The sequence below is a fragment of the Castellaniella sp. genome, assembly GCF_034675905.1.
Taxonomy (GTDB): Bacteria; Pseudomonadota; Gammaproteobacteria; order Burkholderiales; family Burkholderiaceae_B; genus Castellaniella.
In genome coordinates this window covers 611841-623714 of record NZ_JAUCCV010000010.1, presented here as the reverse complement: position 1 = coordinate 623714, position 11874 = coordinate 611841, and the positions used below count along the sequence as shown (strand labels likewise).

At 63.6% G+C, this 11874-nt stretch carries 8 protein-coding genes; all 8 read left to right on the top strand.

The window, feature by feature from the left end; genetic code table 11:
* Positions 1–8: 8 nt before the first annotated feature.
* The 8 genes from VDP79_RS13105 (at position 9) to VDP79_RS13070 (ending at position 11839) form a co-directional block, all read left to right on the top strand.
* Positions 9–866, top strand: coding sequence for an alpha/beta hydrolase (locus tag VDP79_RS13105; RefSeq protein WP_323018623.1), 858 nt, complete (start codon positions 9–11; stop codon positions 864–866).
* 128 nt (positions 867–994) lie between these two features.
* Positions 995–1588 carry a sigma-70 family RNA polymerase sigma factor gene (locus tag VDP79_RS13100; RefSeq protein WP_323018622.1) on the top strand — a complete coding sequence of 198 codons (594 nt, stop codon included), beginning with the start codon at positions 995–997 and terminating at the stop codon, positions 1586–1588.
* On the top strand, positions 1585–2466 hold the full coding sequence (locus VDP79_RS13095) for a FecR family protein (protein WP_323018621.1): 882 nt from the start codon (positions 1585–1587) through the stop codon (positions 2464–2466). Before VDP79_RS13100 ends, VDP79_RS13095 begins: the two co-directional genes overlap by 4 nt.
* Before the next feature lie 125 nt (positions 2467–2591).
* Entirely contained in the window at positions 2592–5006 is a 2415-nt protein-coding gene (locus tag VDP79_RS13090) for a TonB-dependent siderophore receptor (RefSeq protein WP_323018620.1), read from the top strand.
* 40 nt (positions 5007–5046) lie between these two features.
* Entirely contained in the window at positions 5047–6207 is a 1161-nt protein-coding gene (locus tag VDP79_RS13085) for a YncE family protein (RefSeq protein ID WP_323018619.1), read from the top strand.
* A 21-nt stretch (positions 6208–6228) separates the two neighbouring features.
* The gene (locus tag VDP79_RS13080; protein ID WP_323018618.1) at positions 6229–7413 is read left to right on the top strand and encodes an efflux RND transporter periplasmic adaptor subunit; all 1185 of its coding nucleotides are present in this window, start codon (positions 6229–6231) and stop codon (positions 7411–7413) included.
* Positions 7414–7457: 44 nt separating this feature from the next.
* The gene (locus tag VDP79_RS13075; RefSeq protein ID WP_323018957.1) at positions 7458–9410 is read left to right on the top strand and encodes an ABC transporter permease; all 1953 of its coding nucleotides are present in this window, start codon (positions 7458–7460) and stop codon (positions 9408–9410) included.
* Positions 9411–9538: 128 nt separating this feature from the next.
* Positions 9539–11839, top strand: a complete 2301-nt coding sequence (locus VDP79_RS13070) for a FepA family TonB-dependent siderophore receptor (protein ID WP_323018617.1) — start codon at positions 9539–9541, stop codon at positions 11837–11839.
* Positions 11840–11874: the final 35 nt, after the last annotated feature.

Below are 11874 nucleotides of genomic sequence, written 5' to 3'. Positions count from 1 at the left end.
GCCCCGTCATGACGACATTTTCCGCCGAGTTTGCCGTACCCCTGCCGGATGGCCGCTGTTGCGCCGTGCGCGTGGCCGTACCGCCCGGATTGATGCCGCCAGGGGGCTGGCCGGTGGCCTATGTGCTGGATCTCAGCCAGTTTGACACGATGCGCGAGACTGCGGGCGCAGATGGCCTGCCCGGCATTCTGGTGGGCTTGGCCCCGCAGGCGCCGACGCAGCGCGTCTGGGACTACACGCCGCGGCATTGGCTGGAAAGATTCGCCGCCGACCGGACGGCGGATGTGCCGCCGCAGGCCAGGCCTGCCGGCTATCAGGCAGCAGATCCCTTGCCTGATAGCGTGCAGACGGGGGCGGCGCATTGGCTGCATACCCTGGATACGGTCCGTGCACGGGTAGCGGCTGATTTCCGCCTGGACCCCCGCCGCCAGGCGCTGGCGGGCCACTCGCTGGGGGCGTTGTTTGCGCTCTATGTCCTGCTGCATCGGGCGGACGCCTTTGATGGCTATGTGCTGTCCAGCCCGTCGGTGTGGTGGGGGCAGGGCTATGTGCGTCGGCTGGTGCGCCGGCGCCGGGCATGGCTGGAAAAGCAGGGCGTGCCGGGTCTGGGCGTCGCCCTGACAGTGGGGGAATATGAGCAGGGTCTCAGTCCCCAGGAAATGAGTCTGAGCCCCCAAGAGCGACAACAGCAGCTGATCAAGCGGGAACATCGCGCCATGGTGGACGGCGTGCAGGGGCTGGCGGCGGATCTGGCGACTTGTCCCGGCCTCCGCTTGCGCCACGAGGTGCTGCCGGGACATATCCATAGGACTGCGCCGCAGGATGCCTTGATGGCGGGATGGCGGTGGCTGTTGGGTAGCGCATGATCGCATGACAGCCGGAAAGCGTATCCGGCTGGCGGTACGATGGTATAGTTTATTAATCGAGATTCATTCTCATTATTATTAACTAAGTCTGGCAATCTGCTGCCGGATATCTGCGCACCGCGAATTTCATGGAACCCACCGAGCCAAGGGCAGGCGGACTGGTCGCCAGTCTGGTCTGCCATTACGACGATCTGGTCAGATACGTCGGGCGCCGGTTCGGCGATGCCGATTTCGCCCGCGATGTGGTGCACGAGGTCTGCGCCGATCTGCTGGATAGGCCGGAGCCTGCCGGCGTGCGCCAGCCGCTGGCTTTTCTGCGCCGTGTCCTGCGCAATCACGCGATCGACCGCCGGCGTGGCGATACGCGGCGCACCCATCTGACCGAAACCCTTGCGGGGTGCTCTGTCCGGGATTGTCACGAAGATGCCGCCTCTTACCTGCATGGGTTGCAGGCGGTCGAGGATCTGGCGGCCGTGATTCAAGGAATGCCGGATCGGGCGCGGCAGGTCTTCATCCTGCACCGTCTTTATGACATGCCCCAGATGGCGATCGCCAGCGAACTGGATCTGTCCCGCAATACCGTCGCCAAGCACTATGGGCAGGCGATCCAGTTGATCCGCTTGCAGTGGGCGCCTGCCCGGGCCTGCATGCCCGACGCCAGGTCGGGTGCGGATGTCTTGCCTTGCGCCGGGGAGTATTCCGGTGCAGAGGAGTCCCGATGACGGACCGAGCGGATCCCGGTGCGGCGCCTCGTCGACAGAACGTCGGCTCCGGCGCCGATCCTTTCATGCCGTTCGAGGATGTGCTGCGTGCCCGTCTGCCCTCGCGTGAGGAGATCCTGCGCGAGGCCAAGGCCCAGTCGGCCCAGCGGCGGCTGCGCCGGCGCCAAGCCATCGCAAGCGCCGGTGTGGTTCTATGCGCGGGGCTATGGGCCTGGAATCCGGTGCTGCGGGAACGCACGGTCGCCGTGGGGGCGGGGGCGCCCAGCGCCTGGACGGCGAGGGATGGCACGGTCGTCGCCTTGGATAGCCGGTCCATGTTGACAATGCAGTGGCGCCTGCGAACCCGCGACATGCGTCTGGATGCCGGTCAGGTCGTGCTGACGGTGGCGCAGAACTGGCGGCCGCTGCGCGTGCGCGTGGGCGATGCCGTCGTTCGTGACATCGGGACGGTGTTCCGCGTGCGGCGCGATGCGGCCGGCGCCCAGGTTGCCGTTCTGCAGGGGCGGGTAGAGGTGTCCAGCCCTGCGGGACAGACCGTGCTGGATGCGGGGCAGGCGGCGGATGTCGGCACATTGCGCGCCGTCCCGGCCAGTGTGCCGGTGTTGGAGCGCGAGACGGCCTGGCGCGAGGGCCGGTTGCGCTTTGACGGCACGCCGCTATCCGACGTGTTGGTCACCTTGAGCCATTATCGTCCCGCGCCGGTTGTCTGGGCGGGCGATCCGCCAGTGGATACCGATGCCTTGCGCCTGTCGGGTGAGTATCGGATCCGGGATCTTGAATCATTGATCGACAGCCTGCCGTCTGTGTTGCCGGTGCGGATCGAGCGTCAGCCCGATGGGGTGGCCCAGGTCTTTCTGCGGTCAAATAGTAAAAAATAGTAACGGATCTGCCATGTCGGGCAGCGCCCGAACGTCTTCACTTCTGATTTGATCAATTCTCAATCTCATTATTGATTCAGGGAGTGAAACCGATGAAGACCTCTGGGAGGTCCCGACGTGGGGCTGTGGCAACGATTTCCGCTGCGCTGGCGGCCGGCAGCCTGGCGTGGGTGGCCGGGGCTTGGGCGCAGGCCGCCGTACAGGGCCTGGATCTGCCCGCTCAGCCGCTGGATCAGGCCTTGAATGCCTTAGCAGCACAGACCGGGCTGCAAGTCGTGTTCCCCACCGCATTGGCTGAAACCCGGCGCGCTCCGGCGTTGCAGGGAAGCTATTCCGCCCCGGATGCCCTGAGCCGTTTGCTGCAGGGCTCGGGCCTGGAGGCCAGACAGACTGGGCCGAACCGCTACACCGTCGTGCGCCAGGGCGATGCCGCCGCTGGCGATGCGCAGGTCCTGCAGCCGGTCGTCGTGCGCGGTGCCCTGGATCCCACGACCGAGGGCACCGGGTCCTATGCCGCGCAGGCCAGCAATTCGTCCACGCGCTTGAACCTGTCGATCCGCGAGACGCCGCAATCCGTCAGCGTCATCACGCGTCAGCGCATGGACGATCAGGGGCTGACCTCGCTGGCGGATGTGGTGGACAACACGCCGGGCCTGGTGATGAACACCTCGGGCAACCGGGGCTCGGACACCAGCCCGATCTACGCGCGCGGCTTCCAGGTGGAAAACTACCAGGTCGATGGGGTCAATCAGGTCTACAGCAACTACAAGGGCATCTTCCAGAGCGCCGATATGGCGCCCTATGACCGTGTCGAGGTGATCCGCGGGGCCAATGGCCTGATGAGCGGCGTGGGTGCGCCCGGCGCGACGATCAATCTGATCCGCAAGCGGCCCACACGTGAATTCCAGGCGCGCGCCAGCATCGAGACCGGGTCCTGGGATCTGTACCGGACCGAGGCGGACATCTCCTCGCCCCTGAACGAGGCCGGCACCGTGCGTGGCCGGCTGGTCGCAGCTTGGCAGCAGAACGGCTCGTATCTGGAACGCCTGCAGGAACACAGCAAGACCCTATATGGCGTTGTCGAGGCCGACCTGGGCCCCAGCACCCTGGCGACGCTGGGCTTTCTGTTCCAGAATCAGGATGCCACCGGCCATTCGCGCGGCGGCCTGCCCATGTTCTACACGGACGGCGGGCGCACGGACTGGGACCGATCCAAGTCCGCCGCTGCCGAATGGGCTTATTCCCGGCGCCACAACCAGACATGGTTTGCTTCGCTGGAACATCGCTTCGACAACCACTGGAAGGTCAAGGGCACCCTGGAGCACAGCGTCTACCGCTATGACGAAGTGCTGGGCTATGCCTTGAGCGGCAGTCCCGACCGTGCCACTGGTGCCGGAGTCGGTCTGTGGGCGGGGCGCTGGGCAGGCAAACCCGTGCAGAATTCTCTGGATGTCTATGCCACCGGACCCTTTACCTTGCTGGGGCGGGAGCATGAGCTGGTGGTCGGCGCCACGGCGTCGCGTACGCGTGACGAGACTTCGCCTTACAGCCTCTGGTTCAAGACCCTTCCTGGCTGGTCGCAGGCCATCGACAATATCTATACCTGGAACGGCCAGACGCCGGGCGATCCCGTCAATCCGGCCACCGGCGAGATCGTCAACCGGGAAAACCTGAGCAGCGCCTACACCACAGCGCGCTTCAAACCCACCGACCGTCTGTCGCTGATCATCGGTGGGCGCATCACCAGTTGGGAAAACATCAAGGACACGAGTTACTACAACGGTACGCCTTCTGTCCATCTGGATCGCCACGAGTCCGACAAGTTCACCCCGTATGCCGGCATCGTCTACGACTTGAACGAGGAGTGGTCGGTCTATGCCAGCTACACGGATATCTTCAAGCCGCAGAACAGCCAGGGTCCCGATGGCGAATATCTGGAGCCTCTGCTGGGCCGCAGCTACGAAGTTGGCGCCAAGGGTGAGCTGCTGAATGGCGGGCTGAATGTATCGGCGGCTTTGTTCCGTGTGCAGCAAGACAATTTTGCAGTTTCCCTGCCCGGCGTGAAGGCTCCGGACGGTAGCCAGGCCTACGAGGCGGTCTCTGGCACGACCACACGCGGTATCGACCTGGAAGCCTCCGGCGAAGTGCTGCCGAACTGGCAGGTGGCGGCCAGCTTCACCCGTTCCCTGGCTCAGGACCGGGATGGTCTCACGCTGAACACGAACGTGCCGCAGAACACCGCGAAACTGTTTACCAGCTACCGCTGGCCTGGCATCGGCCACGGCCTGACCGTGGGCGGCGGCGTGCGCTGGCAGAGCCGTGCCTATACGCAGCTCAAGGATCCTCTGGGCGCCCAGCGCGTCATTGAACAGGACGCCTACGCCGTGGTGGACCTGATGGCGCGCTACCAGATCAGCCGCGATGTCTCGGCTCGCCTGAACGTCTACAACGTGTTCGACACCTACTACCACCCCGATCCGGGCTCGACCTATTACGGCGCGCCGCGCGCCTTTCGCCTGGGCCTGGACATGCGTTTCTAAGATCCCGCGCCCCTCATCATTTGTCATGAAAGGAATTTGCATGATGCACACTCGATTTACCCGATTCCGTCTTCCCTCGGCTGGGCGCGTGTCCGCCCGCCTGGGCCCGCTTGTCCTGTGCAGCGTCCTGGCTGCCTGCGCTGCGCCAGGCGGACAGCCGGACAAGGCCGGCCTGAGCGCGCAGACACAGACCCAAACGCCGGCGCAGCAAGCCGTGCTGCGCCGCGACCTGGCTCCTGGGCTGTATGAACTGGTCGTGGCCGACGGCAGTGTGTTTGTGGCCTCGTCCGGCAGCAGTTTTGATGCCTCTCAGGGCGGGACGATCTATCGTCTTGACCCCGATACCCTGGAAACCCGCGCCGTCATTCCGACTGCGCGCAAGCCTTATGCGCTGGCATACGATGCGCGGGCCGATATCCTTTACGCGGGCAATACCTTGAATGGCGCCGTCCAGGGAATAGACCTGAAGGCCGGGCAGTCGGTGAGCTACCGATTGGGGTTGACCGACGCCAAGGGCCGTACCGAACATGTGCGTCAGATCGTGCTGGATGCGTCGGGCAAGCGCCTGTTCGCCACCAACCCCGGCGCCGATGGCAAGGTCTGGATCGTGGACCTGAAGCGCGGCGCCATCCTGCATACCTTGACCGGCCTGCGCAAATGGCCAGCCGGCGCCGCTTATGACCCCGCTGCAAATCGTCTGTACATCGGCCAGGGTGGCGAATACGGCGTGACGGTCGTCGACCCGGACAGCGGCAAGGTGCTGCGCCGGTTCGCCGTGGACGGCGCGGAGCCTTTCCTGGTGAACATCGCGCTGGACGACACCGGCACGCGCCTGTTCGCCGCCGATGCCAATAGCGGCCGCCTGGTGGTCTTCGATACCTCGAACGGCGCCATTCTGGCGACAGTTCCGGTCGGTGAAAGCGCTCTGGACGTGCTGTATAACCCGATCCGCGGCGAGATCTACCTGAGCAATCGGGGCGCTTCGCGCAAGCACCCGCAGGGGACCGGCGCCATCACCGTGATCGATGCGACGACCTATGCCGTGAAGACCCGCTACGACCTGCCGGCGCATCCGAACAGTTTGGCGCTGTCGGCGGATGGTCAGGCCCTGTTTGCGACGATCAAGGGTCCGCACGATGACAAGCATCCCGCCTATCGTGCAGATGGCATGGAAAGTGTCGTGCGGATCGCGCTGCAGTGATTCCTGCTCGTGGGAAGCGCCATGGGCGCTGCTGAGGCCGTGCGGCGCTGGCGTGTGCTGGGCTGCTGGCTGCTGGCGTCCATTGCGGCAGCCACTGCCGTCTGGGCGAGCCGCCCGGCGCCGCCCGCGTATACGACGGCGCCGGTCGAGCGCGGGACGATCCGCGCCACCGTGAATGCGCTGGGCACGCTGCGGCCCCGGCATTATGTGGACGTGGGGGCGCAGGTGTCCGGTCAGATTCAAAAGATACATGTGCAGCCGGGGGATACCGTGGTTGCCGGGCAACTGCTGGTGGAAATCGATGCCTCCGTCCAGCAGGCCGCCGTGGATGCGGGCCGTGCATCGCTGGATGCCCTGCATGCCCAGCTCGACGAGGCCAAGGCTGCCGCCGAGCTGGCGCAAGCCGGTTTCAGACGCCAGCAGCGTCTGCTGCAGGTTGGTGCGACGCCGGCTCATGACGTGGATGTGGCGCGCGCCGGCCTGCTGGCGGCGGCAGCAGTGGTGCGTCGGATCCAGGCGGACATTCGCCGCACCCGTGCCGCATTGCAGGGCGATGAAGCCCGGCTTGGCTACAGCCGGATCTATGCGCCGATTGCAGGCACCGTCGTATCGCTGGATGCGCGCCCCGGGCAGACGCTGAACGCCGCCTATCAGACGCCGAATCTGTTGCGCGTGGCGGATCTGTCGATGATGACCGTCTGGACCCAGGTGTCCGAGGCGGATGTGCGGCGTTTGCGCGTGGGCATGGAGGCGGCGTTCGTCACGCTGGCGCAGGATGGCCGGCAGTGGCGCGGCGTCGTGCGGCAGGTGCTGCCCATGCCGGGCATGGGGCAGGGCGATGAGCCGGGCGGTGCGCCGTCGGTGTCCTCCGGCGGCGCCAAAGCGGTCTTCTATACCGTGTTGTTCGATGTCCCCAATGCCGATCGCGTGTTGCTGCCCAGGATGAGCGCCCAGGTCGCCTTTGTCACCCGCCAGGCCGATGACGTCGTGCTGGCGCCGCTGGCGGCCCTGCGCCCGGCGGGCGAGGGCAGGGCGCAGGAGTATCGGGTGCGGGTACTGCAGGACGGCCGCGCAGTCTGGCGCCCGGTGCAGATCGGTGCGCGTGACCGCCAGGCGGCGGAAATCGTCACGGGCCTTGCCGAGGGTGACATGCTGATTCTGGGTGAACGCACATCGGATGACGCCGTGCCCCGGTTCGTGCTGTGAGTGTCCTGATCCGGCTGGAGGCCGTCAGCAAACAGTATGGCGGCATGGGCGGTTCGCCCGCCGCCTGGGCGCTGCGCGAGGTGTCGCTGGACATCAGCGAGGGCGAGTACATCGCCATTGTCGGCGCTTCGGGATCGGGAAAGTCCACACTCATGCATATCCTGGGCTGCCTGGATCGGCCCGACCGCGGGACTTACCGCTACGCAGGCCGGAATGTGGCGGACTTGTCGAGTGATGAGCAGGCGCGCTTGCGCCGTGAAGACTTCGGCTTTGTGTTCCAGGGCTACCATCTGATCCCCACCGACAGCGCGCTGGAAAACGCCGCCCTGCCCGCCGTCTATTCGGGGGAGGACCGTGCCGTTCGTGAACGACGGGCGGCCGGCTTGCTGGAACGCCTGGATATGGCAGAGCGGCTTGGGCACCGCCCTGTCCAGTTGTCCGGAGGACAGCAGCAGCGCGTTTCGATCGCCCGCGCCCTGGTCAATGGCGGGCGCGTCATTCTGGCGGACGAGCCGACGGGCGCCCTGGATTCGCGCAGCGGCGCTGAAGTGATGGCCTTGTTCGACGAATTGTCCGCCCTGGGTCATACCATCATCCTGATCACGCACGATCCCGGTGTGGCCGCCCGTGCCCGGCGCGTGGTGAAAATCCGGGATGGCTGCGTGGTGGATGATCGGCCTGGCAGGGGTGCGCACACGGCACCGGCGTCCGTGCCGCAGCATTCGGTGGATCCGGATGGGCTGTGTCGTACGACAGATCGTGCAGAGATGTCGCCGGCCGGGCGATCCAGGCCAAGCCGAAAGACCGGAGCCCCTGTATTGGCCGAGGCATGGCGCGCCGCCTGGCGCACCATGGCGATCAATCGGCTGCGGACGGCGCTGACCCTGTTGGGCATCGTGGTCGGTGTGGCCTCGGTCATCGTCATGCTGGCGATTGGGCGCGGCGCCAAAGAGCAGGTCGTGCGGCAGATGGGCGCCCTGGGCGCCGCCATTCTTTACGTCAGCGGCGGCGTGCCCCCCGAGGGCGGGCTGGAAGGCGCCGTCACACTGGATGACCTGGATGCGATCGCCGGGCTGCCCGAGATTGCGCATGTCATGCCGGTGATCGGCAATCAGGCCATGCTGCGCCACGGCGCCTATTCGCGTCCTGCCTACGTTGTAGCCAGCACGGCTGATCTGCCGGCCATTCACCACTGGCCTGTCGCGCTGGGCCGTTTTCACATCGCCGCGGAAAACCGCGAGCTGGCGCCCGTGGTTGTGCTGGGCAGCCGCCTGCGGCACCGGCTGCTGCCGGATGTAAAGGATCCGATCGGACAGTTGGTGCTGATCGACGCTACGCCTTTCGAGGTCATTGGCGTCATGAGCGCCAAAGGCGCCGAGTCCGGCTCTGAAAACTACGATGATCAGGCGTTCATTCCTTTCGATACGGGACGAGCACGGGTGTTCACCGCCGTCGGCGAGCCGGAATACGCGGTGATCGAGGCGCGATCTCCAGGCGATGCGGTGGCAGCCGAATCGGCGATGCGTGATGTGCTGCGAGCGCGCCATGGCCGCGAGAGCTTCAGCATCGGCAATGCCGCCGCCAAGCTGCAGGCCGCCGCTGAATCGCAGAACACCATGACCTTGATGCTGGGTCTGATCGCGGCGGTGTCCTTGCTGGTCGGCGGTATCGGCGTGATGAACGTCATGCTGATGACGGTGCGTGAGCGCACCCGTGAAATTGGCATCCGCATGGCTGTCGGCGCGCGTCAGCGGGATGTCCTGCATCAGTTTCTGACCGAGGCGGCGCTGGTGTCCCTGTTTGGCGGTGCGGCGGGTGTGGCGTTGGGCCTGGGTGTCGGCTTGGCGTTATTGGCGGCCGGCGTGGAGCTGGTGTTTTCGCTGACAGCGATCCTGAGCGCTTTTGGCTGCGCGGTTGTCACGGGTCTGGTATCCGGTTTGATGCCTGCCCGTGCTGCGGCCCGGCTGGATCCGGTGGCTGCCCTCGCGGGAGCATAGAGCGGCCTGCCGTTTGTGTGATGTATCGCAAAAAGATGTCATTGAATATTGCGAATAAGAATGTTTATCGTTTATATTTCTCTTTCGATTGAAAGTATTTTGCATCTGCAGCAAATCAAGGAATCCGTATGACTGCATCCAAGGTTCAGGGCTTGGCCCTGACGCCTGTCGGCCTTCTCATGGCGCTGGGCCTAGCCGCCGCTGCGGCGAACGCTCAATCATCCGATAGCGTGACACAGCTTGACCGCGTGGTCGTCAAGGCCGAACAGGAACTGAAGCAGACCCCGGGCGCGTCCACCATCACGTCTGAAGACATCCAGAAATCCCCGCCTGCCACCGATGTGTTGGAAATCATCCGCACCATGCCCGGCGTGAACCTGACCGGCAATTCGTCCAGCGGTCAGCGCGGCAACAACCGTCAGATCGATATCCGCGGCATGGGGCCGGAAAACACCCTGATCCTGATCGACGGCAAGCCGGTGTCCTCGCGCGGATCGGCGCGCTTTGGTTGGCGCGGCGAGCGCGACACGCGCGGCGACACCAATTGGGTGCCGCCGGAACAGATCGAGCGCATCGAAGTCCTGCGCGGCCCGGCCGCCGCTCGCTACGGCAACGGCGCGGCCGGCGGGGTGGTGAACATCATCACCAAGCCGCCAGCGGATAAGTTAAGCGGGTCTGTGTCCGTCTATGGCAATCTGCCTGAACACGGCGACGAGGGCTCGACCGGTCGCACGACCTTCAGCCTGACCGGGCCGATTTCCGACAGCCTGGATTTCCGCCTGAGCGGCAGCGCTGCGAATTTCCAGGGGGATGCGTGGGATATTAATGAAGGGCATCAGTCATATCGGGGAAAGAACAACAAGGATTCGTTTCCTGCCGGCCGTGAAGGCTTTAAGAATCGCGATATGAGCGGTGTGTTGAGTTGGAAGCTCGCCGCCGGTCACGAAGTTGATTTTGAAGCCAGCTATGGGCGGCAGGGTAATATTTATGTTGGTGACACGCAGAACACAAATCGAGACCCGAAGACCGGCTATGTGCTAGGGAGTTTAGGGGGTGAGACTAATCGTACTTATCGCCAGTCTTATTCCATAACGCATAATGGAGACTGGAATGCTGAGACGCATACTCTGAGTTACTTTCAGTATGAGCAGACGCGGAATACACGACTATTGGAAGGTTTGGCAGGTGGCAGTGAAGGGCGATTCATGGTTCGCCATCCTAAGATCAACGATGGTGGTTATGGCGACACTAATTTACGCACACTGACTGCTCATACTGAGATAAATCGCCGTCTGAATTGGGGCGGGATAGATCAAATGGGAACGCTGGGCTTGGAATTCGTGCGACAAGACTTGGATGATAGGGCGTCAGATTTGTCCAGAGGCCAACTGGCTTGGCAAACCCGGTGTCCGTTTACCTATACGCCGAAGGTACACGCTAGTGTTTACTCCTTGTTTGCCGAGGACAATCTTTATATGGGTGAGCGTTGGACAGTAACGCCTGGCTTGCGTTTTGATCATCACAGTGTTCAAGGCAATAACTGGAGCCCTTCGTTGAATCTGTCTTATTTGGTTGATGAGCAGTGGACAGTGAAGGCGGGTATTGCTCGGGCCTACAAAGCTCCCAATCTGTACCAGAGTAACTCTGGTTATGCGTTGTACAGCAGTGGTCAAGGATGCTGGGGTGACAATCTGGGGCCTGCTGGCGAGCGGGGGTGCTTCTTGATCGGAAATCCCGATTTGAAGGCAGAAACCAGTCTGAATAAAGAACTGGGGATGGAATTTCGCGGTGCTGATGGTTTGGGTGCCAGCTTGACCTATTTTCATAATGACTACCGTAACAAGGTTGAAGCTGGTCATGCCCCTGTTGGCGCTTTCAATGGGAAAGATAACGTTTTCCGGTGGCAAAATATTCCTCGCGCCGTCGTCCAGGGCATCGAGGGCAACTTGACCTGGCCCTTCGCTCGGGATTGGCTGTGGTCTACGAACTTCACCTATATGATCGAATCGAAGAACAAGGAAACTGGCGAACACCTGTCCACCATCCCTGAATACACGATCAACAGTACCCTAGACTGGTCTGTGACGCCTGCCTGGTCGCTGCGTGCCAAGGCCACCGTCTATGGCGAGCAGGAAGGGCCGAAGTATGACTTCCATGGCCAGCCTCTGACCGGCAGCGCCACGGACAAAGTCCCGCCCTATGCGCTGTTCGGCCTGAGCACACAGCACAAGGTCAACAAGCACCTGCGTGTGACGGCAGGTGTGGACAATCTGTTCGACAAGCGTATCTTCCGTCGTGGCAATGCCATTGGAGTCGGTACTGGGGATGCTGAGATCCAACTACGGCGCCGGCGCCTATACCTACAACCAGCCGGGCCGCAGTTTCTTCATGGAAGTAACCAGCTCGTTCTGATTGATCCGTCGCTGTGACAAATCAGTCCCGCGCCTCTTTGCCTAGAGGCGCG